General features: G+C 70.8%; 23 protein-coding genes and 1 pseudogene. 11 read left to right on the top strand and 13 right to left on the bottom strand.

Going from position 1 to position 21,474, the window contains the following annotated elements:
- Positions 1–71: 71 nt before the first annotated feature.
- Together ACGFZQ_RS51435 and ACGFZQ_RS51430 are read left to right on the top strand one after the other, a co-directional pair.
- Positions 72–1,427, top strand: a complete 1,356-nt coding sequence (locus tag ACGFZQ_RS51435) for an RICIN domain-containing protein (RefSeq protein ID WP_393846414.1) — start codon at positions 72–74, stop codon at positions 1,425–1,427.
- 238 nt (positions 1,428–1,665) lie between these two features.
- Positions 1,666–3,093, top strand: a pseudogene (locus ACGFZQ_RS51430) (alkaline phosphatase family protein).
- An 89-nt stretch (positions 3,094–3,182) separates the two neighbouring features.
- Here ACGFZQ_RS51430 and ACGFZQ_RS51425 read toward each other — a convergent pair.
- Entirely contained in the window at positions 3,183–5,090 is a 1,908-nt protein-coding gene (locus tag ACGFZQ_RS51425; RefSeq protein WP_393846399.1) for an FHA domain-containing protein, read from the bottom strand.
- 283 nt (positions 5,091–5,373) lie between these two features.
- Positions 5,374–6,999 (bottom strand): purple acid phosphatase family protein, encoded by a 1,626-nt coding sequence (locus ACGFZQ_RS51420; RefSeq protein ID WP_393846398.1) that lies wholly within the window; start codon positions 6,997–6,999, stop codon positions 5,374–5,376.
- 280 nt (positions 7,000–7,279) lie between these two features.
- On the opposite strand from ACGFZQ_RS51420, the gene ACGFZQ_RS51415 reads away from it, so the two are divergent.
- The gene (locus tag ACGFZQ_RS51415; RefSeq protein ID WP_393846397.1) at positions 7,280–7,753 is read left to right on the top strand and encodes a carboxymuconolactone decarboxylase family protein; all 474 of its coding nucleotides are present in this window, start codon (positions 7,280–7,282) and stop codon (positions 7,751–7,753) included.
- An 82-nt stretch (positions 7,754–7,835) separates the two neighbouring features.
- Here the strand turns inward: ACGFZQ_RS51415 and ACGFZQ_RS51410 are convergent, their stop codons facing one another.
- Positions 7,836–8,282 (bottom strand): cupin domain-containing protein, encoded by a 447-nt coding sequence (locus ACGFZQ_RS51410; protein ID WP_393846396.1) that lies wholly within the window; start codon positions 8,280–8,282, stop codon positions 7,836–7,838.
- Positions 8,283–8,445: 163 nt separating this feature from the next.
- On the opposite strand from ACGFZQ_RS51410, the gene ACGFZQ_RS51405 reads away from it, so the two are divergent.
- Entirely contained in the window at positions 8,446–9,348 is a 903-nt protein-coding gene (locus ACGFZQ_RS51405) for an RNA polymerase sigma-70 factor (protein WP_393846395.1), read from the top strand.
- Positions 9,349–9,486: 138 nt separating this feature from the next.
- Complete coding sequence (locus tag ACGFZQ_RS51400; protein WP_393846394.1) at positions 9,487–10,233, top strand: SDR family oxidoreductase; 747 nt, start codon at positions 9,487–9,489, stop codon at positions 10,231–10,233.
- A 101-nt stretch (positions 10,234–10,334) separates the two neighbouring features.
- Here ACGFZQ_RS51400 and ACGFZQ_RS51395 read toward each other — a convergent pair whose 3' ends face one another.
- On the bottom strand, positions 10,335–10,676 hold the full coding sequence (locus ACGFZQ_RS51395; RefSeq protein WP_351734785.1) for a hypothetical protein: 342 nt from the start codon (positions 10,674–10,676) through the stop codon (positions 10,335–10,337).
- A gap of 167 nt (positions 10,677–10,843) precedes the next feature.
- Here ACGFZQ_RS51395 and ACGFZQ_RS51390 point away from each other — a divergent pair, with 167 nt between their 5' ends.
- Both ACGFZQ_RS51390 and ACGFZQ_RS51385 read left to right on the top strand, forming a co-directional pair.
- Positions 10,844–10,969 carry a hypothetical protein gene (locus tag ACGFZQ_RS51390; protein WP_393846393.1) on the top strand — a complete coding sequence of 42 codons (126 nt, stop codon included), beginning with the start codon at positions 10,844–10,846 and terminating at the stop codon, positions 10,967–10,969.
- Between the two features lie 75 nt (positions 10,970–11,044).
- Positions 11,045–11,734 (top strand): alpha/beta fold hydrolase, encoded by a 690-nt coding sequence (locus ACGFZQ_RS51385; protein WP_393846392.1) that lies wholly within the window; start codon positions 11,045–11,047, stop codon positions 11,732–11,734.
- 153 nt (positions 11,735–11,887) lie between these two features.
- Here ACGFZQ_RS51385 and paaE read toward each other — a convergent pair whose 3' ends face one another.
- The 9 genes from paaE to ACGFZQ_RS51340 all read right to left on the bottom strand — a co-directional run bounded on the left by paaE (position 11,888) and on the right by ACGFZQ_RS51340 (position 18,117).
- Positions 11,888–12,988, bottom strand: coding sequence for a 1,2-phenylacetyl-CoA epoxidase subunit PaaE (gene paaE / locus ACGFZQ_RS51380; RefSeq protein ID WP_351734883.1), 1,101 nt, complete (start codon positions 12,986–12,988; stop codon positions 11,888–11,890).
- 11 nt (positions 12,989–12,999) lie between these two features.
- On the bottom strand, positions 13,000–13,515 hold the full coding sequence (paaD, locus tag ACGFZQ_RS51375) for a 1,2-phenylacetyl-CoA epoxidase subunit PaaD (protein WP_393846391.1): 516 nt from the start codon (positions 13,513–13,515) through the stop codon (positions 13,000–13,002).
- Positions 13,509–14,339, bottom strand: a complete 831-nt coding sequence (gene paaC, locus ACGFZQ_RS51370; RefSeq protein WP_393846390.1) for a 1,2-phenylacetyl-CoA epoxidase subunit PaaC — start codon at positions 14,337–14,339, stop codon at positions 13,509–13,511. The genes paaD and paaC overlap by 7 nt, the downstream gene beginning before the upstream one ends.
- A 9-nt stretch (positions 14,340–14,348) precedes the next feature.
- A complete protein-coding gene (paaB, locus tag ACGFZQ_RS51365; RefSeq protein WP_351734775.1) occupies positions 14,349–14,639 on the bottom strand; it encodes a 1,2-phenylacetyl-CoA epoxidase subunit PaaB in 291 nt (96 codons plus the stop codon).
- On the bottom strand, positions 14,636–15,607 hold the full coding sequence (gene paaA, locus ACGFZQ_RS51360; protein ID WP_393846389.1) for a 1,2-phenylacetyl-CoA epoxidase subunit PaaA: 972 nt from the start codon (positions 15,605–15,607) through the stop codon (positions 14,636–14,638). Before paaA ends, paaB begins: the two co-directional genes overlap by 4 nt.
- Positions 15,608–15,684: 77 nt before the next feature.
- Positions 15,685–16,536 (bottom strand): 3-hydroxyacyl-CoA dehydrogenase family protein, encoded by an 852-nt coding sequence (locus ACGFZQ_RS51355; RefSeq protein WP_393846388.1) that lies wholly within the window; start codon positions 16,534–16,536, stop codon positions 15,685–15,687.
- The gene (locus tag ACGFZQ_RS51350) at positions 16,533–16,715 is read right to left on the bottom strand and encodes a hypothetical protein (RefSeq protein ID WP_393846387.1); all 183 of its coding nucleotides are present in this window, start codon (positions 16,713–16,715) and stop codon (positions 16,533–16,535) included. Before ACGFZQ_RS51350 ends, ACGFZQ_RS51355 begins: the two co-directional genes overlap by 4 nt.
- Complete coding sequence (locus ACGFZQ_RS51345; protein WP_393846386.1) at positions 16,712–17,932, bottom strand: thiolase family protein; 1,221 nt, start codon at positions 17,930–17,932, stop codon at positions 16,712–16,714. Before ACGFZQ_RS51345 ends, ACGFZQ_RS51350 begins: the two co-directional genes overlap by 4 nt.
- Positions 17,932–18,117, bottom strand: a complete 186-nt coding sequence (locus tag ACGFZQ_RS51340) for a hypothetical protein (protein ID WP_393846385.1) — start codon at positions 18,115–18,117, stop codon at positions 17,932–17,934. Before ACGFZQ_RS51340 ends, ACGFZQ_RS51345 begins: the two co-directional genes overlap by 1 nt.
- 93 nt (positions 18,118–18,210) lie before the next feature.
- On the opposite strand from ACGFZQ_RS51340, the gene paaI reads away from it, so the two are divergent.
- The 4 genes from paaI (at position 18,211) to ACGFZQ_RS51320 (ending at position 21,330) form a co-directional block, all read left to right on the top strand.
- Positions 18,211–18,639 (top strand): hydroxyphenylacetyl-CoA thioesterase PaaI, encoded by a 429-nt coding sequence (gene paaI, locus ACGFZQ_RS51335; protein ID WP_351734763.1) that lies wholly within the window; start codon positions 18,211–18,213, stop codon positions 18,637–18,639.
- Complete coding sequence (gene paaK / locus ACGFZQ_RS51330; protein ID WP_393846384.1) at positions 18,639–19,985, top strand: phenylacetate--CoA ligase PaaK; 1,347 nt, start codon at positions 18,639–18,641, stop codon at positions 19,983–19,985. Before paaI ends, paaK begins: the two co-directional genes overlap by 1 nt.
- Positions 19,986–20,114: 129 nt before the next feature.
- On the top strand, positions 20,115–20,594 hold the full coding sequence (locus tag ACGFZQ_RS51325; protein WP_393846383.1) for a GNAT family N-acetyltransferase: 480 nt from the start codon (positions 20,115–20,117) through the stop codon (positions 20,592–20,594).
- Positions 20,595–20,667: 73 nt separating this feature from the next.
- Complete coding sequence (locus tag ACGFZQ_RS51320; protein WP_393846382.1) at positions 20,668–21,330, top strand: DUF5701 family protein; 663 nt, start codon at positions 20,668–20,670, stop codon at positions 21,328–21,330.
- Positions 21,331–21,474 lie beyond the last annotated feature (144 nt).

The following is a 21,474-nucleotide window of genomic DNA, read 5'->3' as shown; positions in this document are numbered from 1 at the left end:
GTCCCACCAGATATCTCATGCCTCTGACAGCGTTGGCATCTCGTGTCAGAGTGAAGGGAAATCCCGTGCGACTGCGCCCCCTGCGCGTCCTGTGCTGTTCCGCCGTCCTCGCCCTGTCGGCGCCCGCCCTGCTGCCGGGCACCGCCGCGGCGGCCGTCCCCGCCTCCTCGGTCTATCTGCAGAACTTCGTCACCGGCCTCAACGCGGCCGACAGCGGTGGCACCGTGGCGGCCCACAACCCCAAGGGCAACGAAGACCACCAGCAGTGGACGGCCGTCGCGGTCAGCGGCGGCTATCAGCTCCAGAACGCCGACGAGTCCGGCACCTGCCTCGGACGCAGCGGCACCGCCGCGGTGACCGCCGCCTGCGGCGCGGACGGCACCACCTGGAGCATCACGGCCGGCGCCGACAGCACCTACACCGTCTCCGCTCCCGGCACCTCGCAGTACCTCACCGGCTCCGCCTCGGACTCCGGCGCCGTACAGCTCGGCTCCGCGGGCGACCTCGCCCGCTGGTACCTCACCCCGGTCTCCTACGCCACCACGGCGATGCCCTCCGCCGACACCCGCACCCTGGACCAGGTCACCTTCCTGACCGCGCACAACGCCTTCGCCAACGGCTCCGACGGCAACTTCGCCTCGTTCCCCGTCAACCTGTTCCCCAACCAGAACTACGGCATCAGCCGACAGCTGTCCGACGGCGTCCGCGGCTTCATGCTCGACGACTACACGGTCTCCGGACAGGCCGTGCTCTGCCACAACAGCTGCGACGGCGTCAGCAACCCCGTCCCGCTCGCCACCGACCTCCAGCGCATGGTCGACTTCCTCAAGGCCAACCCCGGCCAGTTCGCCACGGTCTTCCTGGAGGACTACGCCTCCTCCGACGTGCTGAAGTCGTCGCTGGCCTCGGTCAACGGTCTCTCCGACGTGCTGTACCGGCCGGACCAGGAGGGCGTGGCCGCCAAGGGCTGGCCCACGATGGCCGATCTCGCCGCCCGCGGCAGGCAGCTGCTGATCTTCAGCGACCGGACCCGGGCGAGCGACACCGCCAACGGCTGGGCCACCCGTGACACCTTCGGCGTGATGTACCAGCGCGAATGGACCGTGGAGAACTACTGGTCCATGGGCGGCGGCATAGGCGACTCCGACTGGTCCTGCTACAGCCGCTGGGGCACCGACAGACCCCTCACCACCGACTCGGCGGCGTTCCACCCGCTCTTCGTCATGAACCAGTTCCGGGACTACCCGATCAGCTCCACCGCCGCCACCGACAACGGCAAACTCCTCAACCGCGCCCAGAGCTTCTGCACCCCCGCCGCCCGCAAGAAGCCCAACTATCTCGCCGTGGACCGCTACGACACCGGTTCACCGACCCCGCTGACGACCGTGGGCTCCCTCAACACCTACATCCTCACGCCGGGCCAGTGACCCGACCCATGTAACAGCCAACGTTCTTCAACACTCGGCAACACCCGTGCGACGCAGGGGTGTTGTACGTAAACGCTTGGCCAACTCCTTCCGTGCGTTGGCCCGGAGTTCATCAGCCGCCCCTGATGCACCCCACCTCCCGGGGCCCACAGTGAACGGCGGCCCGTCCTCACGGCCGGGCCTGCCGTCACTCCCGCAAAGGTTCCCGCCCCCCCGAGGACCTGAGAATGGAGCATCCATGGCCGAGTTGGCCCGTCGCCGACTCCTGGGCTCCGCCGCCGGCGCGCTCGGCGGCGCCGCGGCCCTCTCCCTGCTGCCGCCCAGTGTCCAGCAGGCCGTCGCCGCCGGACCGCCGAAGAACAGTTCCCTGCACGACATCGAACACGTCGTCATGCTGATGCAGGAGAACCGCTCCTTCGACCACTACTTCGGCACTCTCTCCGGTGTCCGCGGCTTCGCCGACCCGCACGCGCTGAAGCTGGCCAACGGGCGGTCCGTCTTCTGCCAGCCCGACGCCGTCAACCCCAAGGGCTACCTGCTGCCCTTCCATCTCGACACGCACAAGTCGAGCGCCCAGGCCATCCCGTCCACCAGCCATGCCTGGTCCGTGCAGCACCAGGCCTGGAACAACGGCAAGATGGACCAGTGGCTGCCCGCCCACCGCAAGGCCGACGGCGTCAACGGCCCGTACGTGATGGGCTACTACACCCGCAAGGACATCCCCTTCCAGTTCGCCCTCGCGGAGACCTTCACCATCTGCGACAACTACTTCTGCTCCGTCTTCGGCCCCACCTGGCCCAACCGGCTGATGTGGATGACCGGGAGCATCGACCCGGGCGGCACCAATGGCGGCCCGATCATCAGCAACGTCGCGCCCACTCCGTACCGCTGGACCACCTACGCCGAGCGCCTCCAGGCGGCCGGCGTCAGCTGGAAGGTGTACCAGGAGGAGGACGACTACGGCACGAACATGCTGGAGCAGTTCGCGACGTTCAAGAACGCGCAGCCCGGCTCCGACCTGTACGAGCGGGGCGTACGCCCGCAGCCGCACGGCACCTTCGAGGACGACGCCCGCAACGACCGCCTTCCGACGGTGTCGTGAATCTGCCCCACGAGCTACCAGTCGGAGCACCCGGACTACCTTCCGGCCGCCGGCGCCGACTACGTGGCGTCCAAGATCGAGGCGATCGCCTCGAACCCCAAGGTGTGGCGCAAGACCGCGTTCATCCTGAACTACGACGAGAACGACGGCCTGTTCGACCACGTTGTCCCGCCGACCCCGCCCGCGGGCACCAAGGACGAGTTCATCCAGGGCCTGCCGATCGGCGGCGGCTTCCGGGTCCCCGCCATCGTCGTCTCGCCGTGGACGGTGGGCGGCTGGGTCGCCACCGAGGCCTTCGACCACACCTCCGCCCTGCAGTTCCTCGAACGCTTCACCGGCGTCGAGGAGCCGAACGTCAGCGACTGGCGCCGGGAGACCTTCGGCGACCTGACCTCCGCCTTCCGGTTCCGCGAGGCCCGTCCGCGCCCGCCCCGCCTCCCCCACGACACGGCCGCGCAGCTGGAGAAGGCGAAGGAAGAGGTCGCCACCCTCCCCAAGCCCACGCTCCCGCAGGCCGACCAGAGCTACCCGCATCAGGAGAAAGGCCACCGCCCCCACACCTGACCGCCATCGCACCCCGCCGCCGTGGTCGGCGGCGGGGTGCCGGGCGAACGGCCCGTCCGTGCGGCGGCACACGCCGAACGCAGTACGTCCTACGGCTTGGCGGCCGGCTCCAGTGCGCCCACGGCCGCGGCGGCAGCGGACGAGTCCTCGCCGTAGAAGATGTCGATGTCGACCTCTTCGCCGCCCATCGTCAGCGTGTCCCAGGCGCCACTGAGGACGAGCATGCGCAGCGTGGCGGGCTGCAGGGTGCGCAGGCGCTCCAGGATCGCCTCGTCGTCCGGCATGCCCTCCAGCCGGAGGGACAGACGCGCCCGGATGGCCTGCATACGCTCCAGGAGCGTCTTGGTGTCCGCCTCACGGTCGGGCTCGTCGGGGATCCCGTCGATGCCGTGGCCGATGATGTCCTTGATGGCCCAGGTGACACCCTGGTCGTCGGTGGTGACCATCGCCTTCCAGGCCCGGCTCTTGTGCCGGTACTGGAGCATCGACATGGCCGCCTCGTGCCGCAGGAAGTCCGCGTCCCGGAACGGCCGCCCGTGCCAGGCCCCGTTGAGGGAACGGGCCAGCGAGATCGCCGAGGCAAGGCCGCTGTTCAGGCCACGGCCCGGCCAGAAGTGGATGGCGTTGGCGGCGTCGCCGAGGAGGAAGCCGTAGGTGCCCGGGGAGTTGGCGGTGGGCGGCAGCAACTCGGCGGAGAAGCGCGGGCGTTGCACCATGTCGAGGCGGAAGCTGGTGACCGCCGACAGGTCGTCGGACTCGACGCCGAACAGCAGCAGTCCCTCGCGCACCCGGCGCCACAGCGGTGAGCCCTTGACCAGGGCGGGCAGGAACAGCGTGCCGTGTGTCGCGCACTGGAAGTCGCCGTACTCGTCGCGGTCCATCAGGCACGGCCGGGAGGCGATGCACTCCTCGAAGACGCGGCGGACCGGGTCGAGCCCGATGACCTCCGCGGCCTCGGCGTCGGTCAGCCGCATGTTGAGGAAGCCCTCGCCGCGCAGCGAGTTGAGCAGGAAGCGGTTCTGGGCGACGGTCAGCAGCACCGCCATGGGGTCGGTCAGGCCGGACTTCACCCGCAGGCCGAGGACGACGTCCTGGAGGTGGCGCCCGTCGAGGGAGTAGATCGACTCGTCGGCCTTGCCGAAGCGGGCGGCGAAGCGCTCCCGGGTGCGCGAGCGGCCGCCGTCGCAGATCGCGAGCACGTGCTGGGTGGCGAGCGCCTCCTGCTGCTCCTCCGCGTCGAACCGGGCGGGTATGAGCCGGATCCGGTCCCGCTTCTCGTTCGCCAGCTCCAGCAGCCGGTCCTCGATATAGGCGATGCGCATGTTGCGCGGGTGGTTGTCGCCGACCGAGTCCGGGCCGGAGGGCCACATCTCGGTGAAGTGCTCCGGGTCGAAGAGGCGCTCCCGGACCTCCTCCGGCCAGGCGAGGTACTGGCGGCTCTGCACGGTCACCACCTGCAGGCGCCGTACGTTGCCCTCGTCCGGGCCCTTCCAGACGACGTTGCGGCCCTGTTTGCGCCACCGGCCGTCGTAGACGGCGATCTGCACCTGGGGGCCGAGGAAGTGCTCGAGGAGCAGAGCGAGGGACAGGCCGACCGGGCCGCCGCCGGCCACGGTGACCCGCAGGACGGGCCCGCGTTCACTCTCCTCCGGGCCGTGCGTCACGGATCGCGGGAGGGAGAGCGCCATCAGCGTCTCCATGGCGTCCGCCACCTCGAAGCGGAACTCCTGGTCGCCGAGGGAGATCTCGTCACCGGGCTGCAGCAGCCGGGACTCGACTTCCTCTCCGTTGACCAGGGTGCCGTTGCTGCTCTCCAGGTCACTCAGTACGTAACCCTTGTCCTCGTCGAAGACGATCTCCGCGTGGAAGCGAGAGACGCTGAGGCTGGAGATGACGACGGTGTTCTCCGAGTTGCGCCCGAAGGTGACGCGGGTGTCCAGGACCGGGATGCGCTCCCCCGCCAGCAGACCTTCGAGTCCGACCAGCACCGGTGCCACGGCACTTCCTTCCACAAGCTTGTCATGTTGTTGAACCGGGACACCGATCATGCGCTACAGCGCGGCAGTTCCCAAAGCGGCGTGCGGCTCTGTCCGCCAACCCCCACACGGCGGAGCATATACTTGCTTAGCCAAGTATTTCCAGTGCGCGCTTCGGTACAATCCCTGCCGATCTGACGGGAGTTCGTCGGTTTTCGGCCAGTGTGGAAGCCGCCGCAGGGAAACGCGGGCCGGGCGGATGCCGCCCGGCCCGCGTTTCCCTGTCGGCCCGTCGGGCGCAGGATCAGTGGCCGTGGCCGTCGGAGCGCTTGCGGTGCAGGGTGAAGTTCTCGAAGACGGACAGATCGCCGTTCGGCTTGTTCACGTTGTAGTACGTGACGTGCATCCGGGTGGTGTCACCGGCGTGCCTGCCGGGGTCGACAGTGAAGGCGGCGAAGCCGTAGGGGTGTTCGGTGTCCCGGACGCCGATCCAGACCGCCTCCTCCTTGGTGTAGGTGGAGGTGCGCTTGCCGTTGGAGCCGGGGGTCGCCGACACGGACGTGATCACCTTGCCGGTGCCGTCCTTGAAGAAGCTCTGGTTGGTGGTGCCGGAGACTCCGCCGCCGCCGAGGATCATGTGGACGGTGCCGAGGCCGGTGTCGATGTCGTCGGTGGCCGTCGAGACCGGGTTGGGGGTCAGCGTCTCGGTTCCGCTGACGACTCCGCGGACGGCCAGGGAACGCTCGTAGTTGTGCTCGTGGCCGCACAGCACCAGGTCCACGCCGTACCGGTCGAAGAGGGGGCCGTACTTCTGGCGCAGGCCCAGGTCGGCGCCGTTCGCGTCCGTGGAGCTGACCATGACCTGGTGCATGGCGACGACCACCCAGTCGATGTCGCTCGACGACCGGGCCGCCTTCAACTCCTTCTCCAGGAAGGAGAGTTGACGTCCTCCGGAATAGCCGTTGATGTAGACGTCGCCGCCGTCCTGGAGGCAGTTGTCGTCGTTCTGCAGCACGATCACCCGGACCGAGCCGGCCGTGAACGCGTAGTAGAGGCCCGCGAGTTCGGCGTCGGTCTCGGTGGACGGAAGGGAGAAGTAGGCCTGGTAGGCACCGAGCCCGATCGGACCGTTGGCCTTCTCGATCTCGTGGTTGCCGGCCGCCGGCATCCAGGGGCGGTACCGGGCCGAACGGGTGTTGTTGGTGAAGAAGTTGTTCCAGGTACGCACCCGGTCAACGTCCAGGTTGGCGTAGCACAGGTCGCCGTTGAGCAGGTGGAAGAGCGGGGCGACCTGCTCGATGCCGGTGACGATGTCCTTCGTCGCGGGAGTGGAGTTCGCGTCGAGCCCCACCGTGCCGTTGGCCGCCCAGGTCACCTGCGGGGCGGACTGGTCGCCGAAGCTGGTGAAGGTGACCGGCCGGCGTCCGTGCGGGGCCGTGCGGAACGTCCCGCTGTCGGGGGTCGCCCCCTCGTGCGTGGCGAGGTACAGGTAGTCCGTGTCCGGAGCGAGCCCCTTCAGCGGGGCGTGGTGGACGTAGACGGTGCGGTTGGAGGTGCCGTCGACGTAGGTGACGGTCTGGGCCTTCTTGCTGGATCCGAAGCCGTGCTCCAGGGTGCCGTAGCGCACGACGGGCTTGGTCACCGGCCGGTCCGTGATCCACGACACCGTCATCTGGGTCCGCGGGTCCGCGCCGAAGGTCAGGTGCAGGCCCTGGACCGGAGGCGCGCCCGAGGAGTCCGCGGTGAGGTGGAAGGCCGGGGCGGCGAGCGGGGCGGCCTGTGCCGCACCCGCGCCGAGCAGCCCGGTGGCGGCGGCGCCCGCCCCCGCGGTCCCCAGCAGGCCCAGCGCGTGACGACGGCTGAACCCCTCCGAACCGCCCTCCGAGCCCCCCGCCGATCTGCCCTCTGTTGAGTCTGCCTGTGTGGTCATGACGCCCTCCCGACGTGCAGCTGAGCTGACAACGACCGCACCCTGACCCAGCCCAACTGCCGCCACATGAACACCACATGGCCACCTGGCCATCACCCGTCAGGCATCAGACCGCCAAGACCGACACATGCCCTCGCCTTTACCTGCGGCCGCCCTGGTCTTGACCAACCCGTCGAACCCGAGCCCATCGGGTGAGACCTACGTCACACACGGCTTCCTGTCACATCTTGCCCGCCGCTCCGGTCATTGGTGTGTATCGCTACACGGCAAGGAGATCATCGTGGAATCGCGTCTCGACTACTTCGGCCACCCGCTCGCGGGGAAGGTGCTGAGGCACATCAACTCGGCCGGCAAGGCCGTCTCGGACTCGACGCTGCCCGCCTCGGTCCAGGAGCTGGTGAAGATCCGCGCGAGCCAGATCAACGGCTGCGGTTTCTGCACCGACATGCACACCAAGGACGCCGCCGCTGCCGGGGAGACCGCGCAGCGACTCAACCTGGTCGCCGCCTGGCGTGAGGCGACGGTGTTCACCGAGGCGGAGCGCGCCGCGCTGGAGGTGGCGGAACAGGGCACCCGGATCGCCGACGCGGCGGGAGGCGTCTCCGGCGAGGTGTGGGCCAACGCCGCCAAGCACTTCGACGAGGAACAGCTCGTCGCCCTGATCTCCCTGGTCGCCGTCATCAACGCCTACAACCGCATCAACGTCATCAACCAGCAGCCCGCCGGGGGCTACCAGCCCGGCCAGTTCGGGTGACCGACGCCCGGTACCGGGAGCCGGCCGCGCCTTCTCCTCACTGCGGAGGGGAAGGCGAAGGCGCAGCCGGTCCACCGTCCCGTCAGTCCGTGGCGGGACGCGGGGCGCGCAGGTGGGCCCGCTCGGCCAGTTCGCTCTCGTCGACCAGCTCCAGCATGGGCTTGCCCGGTGCGCACATCATGGTCACGACGAACCGGGTCCGCGCATCCGAGAGGGCGTTGCCGTCCTGGTAGTGGATCACATCACCGCCCGGTTCCCAGAACGTCCCGCCGGCCTCGACCACCCGCTCGGGCTCGCCCTCCAGCTCGAAGCGCACGGCGCCCTCGAGGACGTACCCGAACGCGGGTCCCGAGTGGCGGTGCGGCGGGGTTCCCGGGTCTCCGGGCTGCCACTCGACATAGATGGTCATCGCCGAGGCTCCCTCGGGGACGGTGAACGGTGCGGCGTCCTGCAACACTGTCACCGCCGTCTTCCACCCCTCCGGACGGGGCTGCCCGCCGGGCCCGTGCGCTGCGTTCCTGTCCGACATGGTCTGGCACCTCCATGGATTCGTCGTCCCTCGGTACCGGCCTTCGCCACCGATGACCGGGTACCCGGTGGATCTCCGCAACGGTGGGACCGGTATGTACCGCTCCATGCCGTTCTGCGCGGTGCCAGCTTGTAGCATGATGATCCAACTCTGGAGGACATCGATGCGCGGCGGTGAGAACGGGGACTCGGGCTCCCTCGACCAGGCGACGAAGGACTTCCTCGGGGCGCGTCCCCAGCTCTTCGGTATCGCCTATCGGTTGGTCGGCAGCGCCGTGGAAGCGGAGGACATCGTCCAGGAGGTGTGGGTGCGGTGGCAGAACACCGACCGTGCCGGCATCCGCGAGCCGGCCGCGTTCCTGGCCACGGTCACCACCCGGCTGGCGATCAACTTCACCCAGTCCGCCAGGGTGCGCCGGGAGTCGTACGTCGGCCCCTGGCTTCCCGAGCCCGTCGACACGAGCCTGGACCCGCAGCTGGGCGCGGAACGCGCGGAGGCCCTCGACATGGCGGTTCTCCTCCTCCTGGAGAAGCTCAACCCCGTGGAGCGGGCCGCGTACGTACTGCGGGAAGCGTTCGACTACACGTACGGGCGGATCGCGGACATCGTGGAGACGAGCGAGGCCAACGCCCGCCAGCTGGTGAGCCGGGCCCGCAGGCGGCTGGCGGCGGAGCGCCGGGAACCGGTGGACTCCGCCGAGCACCGGCGTTTCCTGGAGGTGTTTCTCGCGGCGGCGCAGAACGGCCGTCTCTCGGCGCTCGAAGAGGTCCTCACCGAGGACGTGGTCAGCTACTCCGACGGCGGCGGTATCCGCGGGGCGTCCAAGATCCCGGTCGTGGGGCTCCCGCATGTCTCCCGGTACCTCGTCGCCTTCGCGCCGCGTTTCTGGCCCCAGGCGGAGGTTCGGTGGGTCGAGGCCAACGGCAGGCCGGCCGTCCTGATCTCGGCCGACGGGCAAGCGGTGGCGCTGCTGTCCGTCGACGTGTCGGCACGCGGCGTCGAACGCATCATGTGGGTGATGAACCCGGCCAAGCTGGCCCCCTACGTGGCTTCGCTCGACGGCTGAGCCCCTCGCCCGACAGGCCGCACCCCGACGCGGCAACGGATGATTTTCCCCGTCCTTCCGGACGGGCTGTCACAAGCGGAGGAGCTGCCCGGTCTCTTCTGGTGCAGACACCAGAAAAACTCCGAGAGGAATTCCGTCATGAAGGTCGTCGTGATCGGTGGTACCGGGCTCATCGGCTCGAAGGTGGTCGGCAGGCTCGGCGAACACGGGCACGAGGCGGTCGCGGCCGCGCCCAGCACCGGCGTCAACACCCTCACCGGCGAGGGACTGGCCGAGGTCCTCCAGGGCGCCTCGGTCGTGCTCGACGTGTCCAATTCGCCCTCGTTCGAGGACCAGGCCGTCCTGGACTTCTTCCGCACCTCCACGGCCAACCTCCTCCAGGCGGAGGCCGACGCCGGCGTGCGGCACCACGTGGCACTGTCCGTGGTGGGCACCGACCGGCTCCAGGAGAGCGGGTACTTCCGGGCCAAGAAGGCCCAGGAGGATCTGATCAAGGCGTCCGGGATCCCGTACTCCATCGTCCACGCGACCCAGTTCTTCGAGTTCGCGAAGGGGCTGGCGGACGGGGTCACCGAGGGCGACACCGTGCGCCTGCCGGACGCGAAGATCCAGCCCCTCGTCTCCGACGACGTGGCCGCGGCGGTGGCCCGCGCCACGGTGGGCGCGCCGGTCGACGGTGTGGTGGAGGTCGGCGGGCCCGAGGCGTTCCAGCTCGAGGAGTTCATCCGGATGGCGCTGGACGCGGCGAACGACCCCCGCAAGGTCGTCACGGACCCGCAGGCGCGGTACTGGGGTGCCGAGTTGCGGGAGGACACGCTCCTGCCCGGTCCGGACGCGAGCCTCGGCGAGGTCAGGTTCACGGACTGGCTCGCGCGGCAGCAGTAGGCGTCGAAGGATGGTGCCCCCGCCGGACAGCGGGGCCACCGGCCGGCTGCCGAGCGCGCTCACAGACTCCGTGACATGTGCGGGGAAGCGGGCCCGAGAGCTTACGACGCGCCGACCAGCACCACGGTGACGCACAGCGCCATCGCCACGGTGATCAGGATCATCGCGGTCAGCGTCCCGCGCAGCCAGTGTCCGAAGCGGGCGCGATGCCGCTGTTCCACGACGTCGATGCTCGCGGCGATGTGCTCCGTCACCATCCGGGCCACATAGGTCTGTTCCGCGAGATACCAGCGTTCGATGTCCGTCCTCTGGTCCTGCGTCAGTCCCGGCTCCTGCGCGGTGAAGTCCGCGACCCGCTGACGTGCCGCTCGCAGATGGGCCTGCCGGTAGAGGAAGTCCTGGATGTCGGTCAGGCCGCGCGCGGCCTCCTCGTTCGTGTCCATCGTGTGCTCCCCGGGTGAGGCGGCGGCTGTCCGGCCGGGCGCTGTGGTCCGGGCGCGGTGTACGCGCGTCAGCGCCGGGGAGGAGAGCAGCGCGCACGAACGGTCGGGCCGGAACTGGTCGGGCCGGCGATCTCGCGACCGCCGCGCAGAGAGCTGGAGCAGGCAACGTGAACGACCAGCGTGGCAACATCCGCGTGAAGCCGCAAGGGCACCGGCACAGCAGCGTGTTGGACGCTTCCCCGCGCGGTCCGAGGGCGGCCGGCGTGGTCCTCTCCGAGAACTACGTCAATTGACGGAATCGGTGCCGACGGTTGCCGTCTAGCTTTCTTCGCGTGGCCGCGACGGTCGGACACGCCGAGGGAGAAGCCATGAGTGCGGAATCGCGGAACGTCGTTCTCGTCCACGGAGGCTTCGTGGACGGATCCGGCTGGCAGGGGATCTACGACGTCCTCAAGCGGGACGGGTACAACGTCAGCATCGTCCAGAACCCGACGCTGTCGCTGGAGGGGGACGTGGCGGCGACGCGGATGGTCCTCGACGCCCAGGACGGCCCGGCGGTCCTCGTGGGGCACTCCTACGGAGGTGCCGTGATCTCCGAGGCGGGCAGTCACCCGAAGGTCGCGGCGCTCGTCTACGTCGCCGCGTTCGCGCCCGACAAGGACGAATCGGTGAGCACGCTCATCGCCGACCCGCCGCCCGGCGCCCCCGTGCCGCCGATCCTGCCGCCCAGGGACGGCTTCCTGTTCCTGGACCGCGAGAAGTTCGCGGACTCCTTCGCCGCTGACGTGCCCGCCGAACTGGCGGCGTTCATGGCCGACTCGCAGGTCCCGTGGGGCCTCGACGCCCTCAACGGCGCCGTGTCGGAGCCGGCCTGGCGGGTCAAGCCAAGCTGGTACTTGGTCGCCACCGACGACCGTATGATCCCGCCGCCGGCGCAGCGGGCGATGTCGGAGCGGGCGGGCTCGACGGTCGTCGAGGTTCCCGGCAGCCACTCCGTGTACGTGTCGCGGCCGGACGCGGTGGCCGATCTGATCAAACAGGCCGCGGCCGGTCACTGACCCGCGGCGGCCGGTGTGCGGCCGGGATCCGGGCAGCCCCGCGATCCCGGCCGCACACCGGATGCCCGGGGTGGCGTCGCGGCGCAGGGTGCGGACGCCGGCGCCCGGCCGGCAGGTAGCCCGGCTCGCGCGGGCACTCCCCGTCCCGGTCGGTCAGCTGTCGTAGTCGACCGTCAGTTTCTCGGAGACCGGGTACGACTGGCAGGTCAGCACGTAGCCGGCGTCCACCTCGGCCGGTTCGAGGGCGTAGTTGCGGCGCATGTCCGCTTCGCCGTCCGTGATCCGTGCCCGGCAGGTGCCGCAGACGCCGCCCTTGCAGGCGAAGGGGAGGTCCGGGCGGATGCGGGCGGCGGAGTCGAGGAGTGCGGTGCCGCGCGGCAGCAGGGCGGTGGTGGAGCGGCCGTCCAGGGTGACGGTGACCTCGCTGGCCGGGCCCGTCGCCGCCGCCTCCTCGTGGCGGACGGGTTCGATCGGCTCGTCGGCGAAGAAGAGTTCCTGGTGGATCCGCCCGCCGGGGACGCCCAGTCCGGCCAGGACCTGCTGGGCGTCGAGCACCATGCCGTGCGGGCCGCACAGCCACCAGTGATCGGCGGAGGGGACGTCGATCAGTCCCGAGACGAGGGCGGCCAGGCGGTCGCCGTCCAGACGGCCGGAGAGGATCTCGGCTTCGCGGGGCTCGCGGGACAGGACATGGGCGAGGTGGAAACGGGTGCGGTACTCGTCCTTCAGGTCGGCCAGTTCGTCGGCGAACATCACGGTGTCGGTGCGCCGGTTGCCGTAGAACAACGTAACCCTGGAGCGGTCGTCGGCAGCCAGGACGGACTCGGCGATGGACATCATGGGGGTGATGCCCGAGCCGGCCGCGATCAGCACATGGTGGCCGGGCACCGTGAGGTCGGGGGTGAAGGCTCCGGTCGGGGCCATCACCTGGACGGTGTCGCCGGGCCGTACCTCGTGGACCAGCCAGGAGGAGAAGAGTCCGCCGGGCACCTCCCGGACGCCGATGCGGGGCGGTGCGCCGACGGGCGAGCAGATCGAGTAGGAGCGCCGCTCGTCGCGGCCGTCGACCTCGCGGCGCAGGGTGAGTGACTGCCCGGGGCCGAAGGCGAACTCCTCCGCCAGCGCCGCGGGGATGTCGAAGGTGACCGCCACGGCGTCCTCGCACAGGCGCTGGACGGCGGCGACGCGCAGGGGATGGAAGGCTGGGCGGCGCCGGCGGGCTGTCGTCGCGGGGGCACCGGCGGTCGGTGCCATCAGCTCTGCCATCAGATCTCCTTGACGTACTCGAACGGCTCGCGGCAGGCCAGGCACCGCCACAGCGCCTTGCAGGAGGTGGCCGCGAAGCGGGAGGTCTCCTCGGTGTCGGCCGATCCGCAGCGCGGGCAGGCGACCGTGCGCCGGGTCGGTGACAGGTTCAGCGGGACGGGACCGGCGGGGTGCCGCGGCGCCGTCGAGGGCGGTGCGATGCCGTGTGCGGCGAGCTTGCGGCGTCCTGCGGGGGTGATCCAGTCGCTCGTCCACGGCGGGTCGAGGACCGTACGGATCTCGACGCGGTCGAAACCGGCGTCCCGCAGGCGCGCGGCGACTCCGGCCCGCATCTCGGCCATGGCGGGGCAGCCCGAATAGGTGGGGGTGAGGCCGGCGACCACGGTGCCGTCGCCCTCGATCGTCACGGTCCGCAGCACCCCGAGGTCGGCCAGGGTGAGCATGGGAAGTTCGGGGTCGGGGGCCTGTTCGGCGATCTGCCGGGCCCGCCGGGCGTCGGACAGGACGGTCACCATGTCGCCTCCGGGTGCGCGCGGGCCACGCTCTGCAGCTCGGCCAGGAGCGGAGCCAGGTGTCCGGTGTGTCCGCCATGCCGGCCGTTACCGGGCAGGGCCGCGGTGTGCGGCATGGGGAGTCCGGCCGCGGCCAGGACCTGCTGGAGATCCCCGAGGACCGCGCCGCGCACGTCCTGCGCCGCGAACAGCTCCTCCCAGTAGGGAGCCTGCGACTCCAGGGCCGTCAGCATGCGCGCGTGGGACTCTTCCGTGCCGTCGCCCAGGCGTACGACCCATTCGGCGGCGTACTGCCGGTGGTAGGTCAGCTCCTTCACGCCCTTGGCGGCGATCGCGGCGAGCACCGGGTCGGGTGCGGCGGCCAGTTCGGTGAAGTGGGCGAGGCGCCAGCTGGCGAACACCAGCAGCCGCAGCACGGAGAAGGCGAAGTCGCCGTTGGGGAGCTCGGCGAGGCGTACGTTGCGGAAGTCGCCGGCGTCGCGGAAGTAGGCGTAGGCGTCCTCCGTACGGCCGGTGCCGTCCACCTGGCCGCAGCGGGCGTACAGCAGCCGTGCCTGGCCGAGCAGATCGAGCCCGATGTTGGCCAGCGCCACCTCCTCCTCCAGCTCGGGCGCCCGGGTGACCCATTCGGCGAGCCGCTGGGCCAGGACCAAGGCGTCGTCGCCGAGCGCCAGGCACTGGGCGGCCAGTGCGGCGGCGTCGACGCCCTCGGGTACGGCGGTGTCGACGCCGTACAGCGGGTCTTCGAAGCCGGTGCCGAAGGCCCAGCGGGCGTCGCCGTCGTCGTGGCCCTCGGCCAGCGACAGGTAGACGTGGTCGTCACTCATCACCGGCTCCTAGATGTGCGGGACATCGTCGGGGATGTCGTAGAAGGTCGGGTGCCGGTAGACCTTGTCGGCGCTGGGGGCGAAGAAGGGGTCCTTCTCGTCCCGGCTGGAGGCGGCGATGTGGTCCGAGCGCACGGCCCAGATGCTGACGCCTTCGTTGCGCCGGGTGTACAGATCGCGGGCGTGGGTGAGGGCCATCTCGTCGTCCGCGGCGTGCAGGGATCCGACGTGGACGTGGTTGAGGCCGCGCTTGCCGCGGATGAACACCTCGTACAGGGGCCAGTTCTCCGAGTCGCTCATGCGACTGCCTCCTTACGTGCCCGGGCGGCCTGCTTGGCGGCGTGCGCGACCGCGGCCGCACGCACCCAGGCGCCCTCCTCGTGGGCGTCGCGCCTGCGCTGCATCCGCTGTGCGTTGCAGGGGCCGTTGCCGCTGATGACTTCCTTGAGTTCGGAGAAGTCGGGGGTGCCGAAGTCGTGGCGGCCGCGCTCCTCGTTCCAGCGCAGCTCGGGGTCGGGCAGGGTCACGCCGAGCTTGGCCGCCTGGGGCACGGTCATGTCGACGAAGCGCTGGCGCAGTTCGTCGTTGCTGTGCCGCTTGATCTTCCAGGCCATCGACTGCGCGGAGTTGGGCGAGTCGTCGTCGGGCGGTCCGAACATCATCAGGGACGGCCACCACCAGCGGTCCACCGCGTCCTGCACCATCTCGCGCTGGGCGTCGGTGCCGCGCATCATGGTCATCAGCAGTTCGTAGCCCTGCCGTTGGTGGAAGGACTCCTCCTTGCAGATCCGCACCATCGCGCGGGCGTAGGGCCCGTACGAGCTGCGGCACAGGGGGACCTGGTTGCAGATGGCCGCGCCGTCGACGAACCAGCCGATGACCCCGACGTCCGCGAAGCTGGGCGTGGGGTAGTTGAAGATCGACGAGTACTTCTGGCGGCCTTCGAGGAGGCGCTGGGTGAGCTCCGACCGGTCGATGCCCAGGGTCTCGGCGGCGGAGTACAGGTACAGGCCGTGGCCGGCCTCGTCCTGGACCTTGGCGAACAGGATCGCCTTGCGGCGCAGCGAAGGCGCCCGGGTGATCCACTCGCCTTCCGGCTGCATGCCGATGATCTCCGAGTGCGCGTGCTGGGCGATCTGCCGGACCAGGGTCCTACGGTAGCCCTCCGGCATCCAGTCGCGCGGTTCGATCCGCTGGTCGCGCGAGATCGTCGTCTCGAAATGGGACTCCAGGTCGTGCTCGGCGTCCCTTCCGGCCGCTTCAGTCATCTCCACCCACTCCCTACCGACCATTCGTTCGGTTCATCATAAGGTATGCACTCCCTGATCTGGCAAGGGCCGCCCTGTCACCAGGTGTAGAAACCCTGACCCGTCTTCTGTCCGAGTTCGCCGCGGGCGACCTTGTCGCGCAGCAGCCGCGGCGGGGCGAAACGGTCGCCGAGGGTGGCGTGGAGGTGTTCGGCGATGGCGAGCCGGACGTCGAGTCCGACCAGGTCGGTCAGGCGCAGTGGCCCCATGGGGTGCTTGTAGCCGAGCCGCATCGCGTCGTCGATGGCCTCGGGGGCGGCGACGCCCTCCTCGACCATGCGGATCGCCTCAAGACCCAGGGCCAGGCCGAGCCGGCTGCTGGCGAAGCCGGGCGAGTCCTTGACGACGACGTCCTGCTTGCCCAGCGCCCTGGTCCACTCCAGAGCGGCCCGGACGGTGCCCTCGGCGGTGTCGGGGGCGACGACGATCTCGACCAGCGCGGAGGCGGGCACCGGGTTGAAGAAGTGCATCCCGAGAAACCGGTCCGGCCGCCTGAGGACCGCGGCGAGGTCGGTGACCGACAGCGAGCTGGTGTTGGTGGCCAGGACGGTCGTGTCGCCCACGGCCTCCTCGGCGGCCTTCAGGAGGCGGGCCTTGAGCGCCGCGTCCTCCGGTACCGCTTCCACGACGAGTTCGGTCCCCGGCGGCAGGTCGTCCACCGTGGGTACGACGGTCACCCGGCCGGCCACCCGCTCCGCGGGCTCGCTCAGACGGCCGCGCTCCGCGGCCCGCCGCAGGCTGCCGCCGATCCGCTCCAGCGCCGCGGCGGCGGCCTCTTCGCCGCTCTCCACCACGGTCACGGCGGAACCGGCGGTGGCGAAGGACTGGGCGATCCCCGCCCCCATCCGGCCGCCGCCGATGACCGCGACGGTGTCGGGTGCCGACGTCATGCGCGACTCCTCTGCTCAGGAGAACCTGCCATGCGGTCCTCGACGATCACGCGGCCGCCGACGGCGGCGCGGGCCCCGGGGCGGTGGCGGGCCTCAGGGCGGTGGCGGGCGGCGACGCCCCGGTCGGCCCGCTCCGCCACCGGCCGCGTGCCGTACGCGTACGGCAGAGAGGTGGTCACACCCGCTCCACCAGGAGCGCGACGCCCTGGCCCACGCCCACACAGAGCGTGGCCAGGCCACGGTGGCCGTTCTCCCGTTCGAGGCGGCCGAGGAGGGTCAGCAGGATGCGGGCGCCGGAGCAGCCGAGCGGATGTCCGAGGGCGATGGCGCCGCCGTCGGCGTTGACCTTGCCCTCGTCGAGCTTGAGACGGCGGATGACGGCCAGGGCCTGCACGGCGAAGGCCTCGTTGAGTTCCACGGCGTCCAGGTCGTCCGTCTGCCAGCCGGCCCTGGCCAGCGCCTTCTCGGTGGCGGGGACCGGGCCCAGCCCCATCAGGTTGGGCTGCACGCCGGCGGAGGCCGAGGCGACGATCCGGGCCCGGGGGGTGAGGCCGTAGCGCTCCACCGCCTCGGCGCCGGCGACGATCAGGGCCGCCGCGCCGTCGGACAGCGGGGAGGACGAGCCGGCGGTGACGACGCCGTCCTCGCGGAAGACGGTCCGCAGGGAGCCCAGCTTCTCCAGGGTGGTGGCGGGGCGGGGGCCCTCGTCGCGGGCCACCTCGCCGTCACGCACGGGGACGGGGACGATCTCGCGGTCGAAGCGGCCCGCCTCCTGGGCGGCCACCGCCCGCTGGTGGCTGCGCAGGGCGAAGGCGTCGGACTCGGCGCGGGTGATGCCGTCCAGGGCCGCGACCTCCTCCGCGGTCTCGCCCATGGACAGCGTGACCTTCGCCGTCTCCGGTCCGGCGTCCTGGGGGACGGCACGGTCGGCGGCGGTGAAGCGCGGGTTGGTGAACCGCCAGCCCAGGGCGGTGTCGTGCACCTGCCCCGGCTTGGCCCACGGGGTACCGGGCTTCTCCATGACCCAGGGCGCCCGGGTCATCGACTCCACTCCCCCGGCGACCACGAGGTCCACCTCTCCGGCGCGGATCGCCTGGGCCGCCGAGGCCACCGCCGTCAGGCCGGACGCGCACAGGCGGTTGACGGTGTAGCCGGGCACGGTGTGCGGCAGCCCGGCGAGCAGCGCCGCCATCCGGGCCACGTCCCGGTTGTCCTCGCCCGCCTGGTTGGCGGCACCCAGGACGACCTCGTCCACGGCCTCGCCGGGCACTCCGGCGCGCCGGACGGCCTCGGCGACGACGAGTGCGGCGAGGTCGTCGGGACGCACGCCGGCCAGGGCACCGCCGTAGCGGCCCTGCGGGGTGCGGGCCCCGTCGATCAGGTAGACGTCCGGCATCAGGCGGCCTCCTCGGCTGCGGTGGGGACGGGGCGGCGCGACCGCGGGGCGGCGAAGACGAGGGAGCCGGGCCCGAACCACTCGCGGAACCGGTGATCGCGGCTCGTGGCGGCGGCCGCCGCACGCCCGGTCAGCGGGCGGTGACGCCCGAAGTGGCCGGGTCCCTCAGGGGTCTTGCGCGGCATGCGGTGCACCTCTTGACATGCGGAGGGCTTGCTGGATTACTTGACCACACCGCACGCTAACCGAATGTTCGGTCGGTCCACAAGGTGGTGGAAATGACGACCCGGGTACCGGATACGACGCCTGGCCCCGTCGAGACGATGTTCGCCGCGGACGAGGCGTCACGAGGGCTCGGCATCGAGCTGCTCGAGTACGGCGAAGGGACCGCCGTACTTCAGATGACCGTGACGTCCTCCCAGGTCAACGGGCACCGGATCGCCCACGGCGGCTATCTCTTCCTCCTCGCCGACACGGCGTTCGCCTGTGCCTGCAACAGCCACGGCCCCGTGACCGTCGCCGCCGGCGCCGACATCGACTTCATCGCGCCCGCGTACGAAGGCGATGTGCTGGTGGCCACGGCGCGGGAGCGCGTTCGGTTCGGCCGCAGCGGTGTCTACGACGTGAGCGTTGTGCGCGGAGACGAAGTGATCGCGGAGTTCCGCGGGCGCAGTCGCACCCTCCGCGCGCGGATTGAGGAGCCGTGATGAGCAGCGAAGTGATCGCGCCCGAGCCGAGGGCCACCCGCCGTGGGGAGCCGCTTCCCGAGGCACTCCTGGACGACGCCGAGCGGATGTCCCGCGAGGAGCTGGCGGCGCTCCAGCTCACCCGGCTGCGCGCGACACTGCGGCACGCCTACGACAACGTGGAGCTGTACCGCGGGAAGTTCGACGCGGCCGGCGTCCGGCCCGAGGACTGCCGCACTCTCGCGGACCTCGCCCGCTTCCCCTTCACGACCAAGGCGGACCTGCGGGACACCTACCCCTTCGGCATGTTCGCCGTCCCGATGTCCGAGGTACGGCGCGTGCACGCCTCCAGCGGCACCACCGGCCGCCCGACCGTGGTCGGCTACACCGACAACGACCTGTCCATGTGGGCGGACGTCGTCGCCCGCTCCATCCGGGCCGCCGGCGGCCGGCCCGGGCACAAGGTGCACATCTCCTACGGCTACGGCCTGTTCACCGGCGGCCTGGGGGCCCACTACGGCGCCGAACGCGCCGGCTGCACCGTGATCCCCGCCTCCGGCGGCATGACCGCACGCCAGGTGCAGATCATCCAGGACTTCCGCCCCGAGATCATCATGGTCACTCCCTCCTACATGCTGACCCTGCTCGACGAGTTCGAGCGTCAGGGCATCGATCCCCGATCCACCTCCCTGGAGGTCGGCATCTTCGGCGCCGAGCCCTGGACGGAGGAGATGCGCCGTGAGATCGAGGAGCGCCTGGACATCCACGCGGTCGACATATACGGACTGTCCGAGGTCATCGGCCCTGGTGTCGCCCAGGAGTGCGTGGAGACCAAGGACGGACTGCACGTCTGGGAGGACCACTTCCTCCCCGAGGTCGTGGACCCGCTGACCGACGAGGTACTGGCCGAGGGCGAGAGCGGCGAGCTGGTCTTCACCTCGCTCACCAAGGAAGCGCTGCCCGTCATCCGCTACCGCACCCGTGACCTGACGCGGCTGCTGCCGGGCACCGCGCGTCCCGGACTGCGCCGGATCGAGAAGATCACCGGCCGCTGCGACGACATGATCATCCTGCGTGGGGTCAACGTCTTCCCCAGCCAGGTGGAGGAGATCGTCCTGCGGACGCCCGGCGTGGCTCCGCACTTCCAGATCCAGATCACTCAGCGGGGCCGGATGGACCACATGACCGTCCGCGTGGAGGCACGGCCCGACGCCGCTGCCGCCGACCGCGAGGCCGCCACGAAGGCGATCGTCCAGGGCATCAAGGACGGCGTCGGGGTCACCGTGGAGGTCGCCGTCGTCGACCCGGAGACCCTGGAGCGCTCGGTCGGCAAACTCCGCCGGGTCAAGGACCTGCGCAAGGGCTAGGGCCTGGTCCGGCGGATCATGCCGCAGACGCGGGGCTGATGATGTGCCGTTGTTCTCCTGCGACCTGATCCGCCGGACAGGCCCTAATACGCTGGCGGACACACGGCCGGGGTGCCTACTGTCCTCCGCATGCCCGAGCTGCACCTGCTCCGTCCGGACCACGCCCCGGCCCTGCTCGCCTTCGAGCAGGAGAACCGCGCCTATTTCGCGGCGACCATCCCCGACCGCGGCGACGACTACTTCGCCCGGTTCCAGGAGCGGCACCGCGCGCTGCTGGCCGAACAGGAGGCCGGGACCTGCTACTTCCATGTGCTGGTCGGGGAGGCGGGCGAGGTGCTGGGGCGGTTCAACCTGGTGGACGTGGCGGACGGGGGCGCCGACCTCGGTTACCGGATGGCACAGCGGGCCGCGGGACGGGGACTGGCCACCTCGGCCGTGCGGGAGATCCGCGTGCTGGCCGCCACCCGGTACGGACTGACCGTCCTGCGGGCCGCGACCACCCTGGACAACGCCGCGTCCCGGGCCGTACTCGCCCGTGTCGGCTTCACCGTCACCGGCGAGACACGGCTCTCCGGCCGCCCCGGTCTGACGTATCTGCTCCGTCTGTAGGGATGCGCGGGAACATCCCGGCGGGCCGCCTCGTTGCCCCGGGGCCGATCCCGTCCCCGACCCTGGGAGCATCGTGCCCGACTCCGCGTCCGTCACCTCCACCCTTCTCCCCGCACTCCCGTCCCTCGGCACGCAGGCCGAAAGGCTCATCGAGTCGGGGGTGCACGAGATCGCCGGACTGTCCGCGGCCGAGGTCCGCGCCGTCGCCGCGGCCCCCGCCGAGGACGGCGCCCTGCTCGCCGTCCACCCGGAGCACGCCCCGGCCGCCGCGCTCGCACCGCTGCTGCGGCACGACGGCAGGCCCGGTTTCGTCGTCACCGACATGACCGACGTCGACCTCTTCGCCCCGCTCGACACGCTCACGCTGCCCGACGCCCCGCTCTACGTCCTCACCGGCCTCGACCGGGGCGACGGGATGGCGAACTGGAGCCCTGACGAGGCGCTTCCCGCGCTCACCGCGCAGGACCGCACCCCGCTGCTGCTCAGCGAGGGCATCCACTGGGTGCTGCAACAGCCCGCGGTCCTGGAGCGCAACCACTGCTTCATGACGATCGGTTCGCGGCTGCGCAAGGCCAACGGCGGCCTGGACTCCCGCACTCCGGCGATCTGGCTCAGCAACGGCACCGGACGGGACGGCCGTGAGCGCCGCAACGCGCCGAAGGTGGGCTGGTGTTGGGCGGGGAACCGGCATACCTGGCTGGGCTTCGCCTCGACAGCGGGCCGCCGGGGCCGGTAGGGCCTGTCCGGCGGATCAGGTCGCAGGAGAACAACGGCACATCATCAGTGCCGGTGAGCGGGGTCTGGTGCGTCCAGCTGCAAGGCGGAGGAGGGCGGCAACGCGGTGGGGGCACCCCCGGCCGAAGGCTGGGGGACGTTGACA

Origin of the sequence: Streptomyces sp. NPDC048254, assembly GCF_043201895.1 — a bacterium.
In the GTDB taxonomy this organism is placed as follows: domain Bacteria; phylum Actinomycetota; class Actinomycetes; order Streptomycetales; family Streptomycetaceae; genus Streptomyces.
This window is presented reverse-complemented; position numbering and strand designations above follow the sequence as displayed.

What these genes read in the sequence shown, in the direction of transcription:
- ACGFZQ_RS51355 (WP_393846388.1), bottom strand. Translation starts at nt 16,536, where the DNA reads ATGACGTCGGCACCCGACACCGTCGCGGTCATCGGCGGCGGCCGGATG.
- ACGFZQ_RS51405 (WP_393846395.1), top strand. Translation starts at nt 8,446, where the DNA reads ATGCGCGGCGGTGAGAACGGGGACTCGGGCTCCCTCGACCAGGCGACG.
- ACGFZQ_RS51340 (WP_393846385.1), bottom strand. Translation starts at nt 18,117, where the DNA reads ATGCCGCGCAAGACCCCTGAGGGACCCGGCCACTTCGGGCGTCACCGC.
- paaB (WP_351734775.1), bottom strand. Translation starts at nt 14,639, where the DNA reads ATGAGCGACTCGGAGAACTGGCCCCTGTACGAGGTGTTCATCCGCGGC.
- ACGFZQ_RS51345 (WP_393846386.1), bottom strand. Translation starts at nt 17,932, where the DNA reads ATGCCGGACGTCTACCTGATCGACGGGGCCCGCACCCCGCAGGGCCGC.
- ACGFZQ_RS51410 (WP_393846396.1), bottom strand. Translation starts at nt 8,282, where the DNA reads ATGTCGGACAGGAACGCAGCGCACGGGCCCGGCGGGCAGCCCCGTCCG.
- paaK (WP_393846384.1), top strand. Translation starts at nt 18,639, where the DNA reads ATGAGCAGCGAAGTGATCGCGCCCGAGCCGAGGGCCACCCGCCGTGGG.
- paaA (WP_393846389.1), bottom strand. Translation starts at nt 15,607, where the DNA reads ATGACTGAAGCGGCCGGAAGGGACGCCGAGCACGACCTGGAGTCCCAT.
- paaI (WP_351734763.1), top strand. Translation starts at nt 18,211, where the DNA reads ATGACGACCCGGGTACCGGATACGACGCCTGGCCCCGTCGAGACGATG.
- ACGFZQ_RS51325 (WP_393846383.1), top strand. Translation starts at nt 20,115, where the DNA reads ATGCCCGAGCTGCACCTGCTCCGTCCGGACCACGCCCCGGCCCTGCTC.
- ACGFZQ_RS51420 (WP_393846398.1), bottom strand. Translation starts at nt 6,999, where the DNA reads ATGACCACACAGGCAGACTCAACAGAGGGCAGATCGGCGGGGGGCTCG.
- paaD (WP_393846391.1), bottom strand. Translation starts at nt 13,515, where the DNA reads ATGGTGACCGTCCTGTCCGACGCCCGGCGGGCCCGGCAGATCGCCGAA.
- paaC (WP_393846390.1), bottom strand. Translation starts at nt 14,339, where the DNA reads ATGAGTGACGACCACGTCTACCTGTCGCTGGCCGAGGGCCACGACGAC.
- ACGFZQ_RS51400 (WP_393846394.1), top strand. Translation starts at nt 9,487, where the DNA reads ATGAAGGTCGTCGTGATCGGTGGTACCGGGCTCATCGGCTCGAAGGTG.
- ACGFZQ_RS51395 (WP_351734785.1), bottom strand. Translation starts at nt 10,676, where the DNA reads ATGGACACGAACGAGGAGGCCGCGCGCGGCCTGACCGACATCCAGGAC.
- paaE (WP_351734883.1), bottom strand. Translation starts at nt 12,988, where the DNA reads ATGGCACCGACCGCCGGTGCCCCCGCGACGACAGCCCGCCGGCGCCGC.
- ACGFZQ_RS51385 (WP_393846392.1), top strand. Translation starts at nt 11,045, where the DNA reads ATGAGTGCGGAATCGCGGAACGTCGTTCTCGTCCACGGAGGCTTCGTG.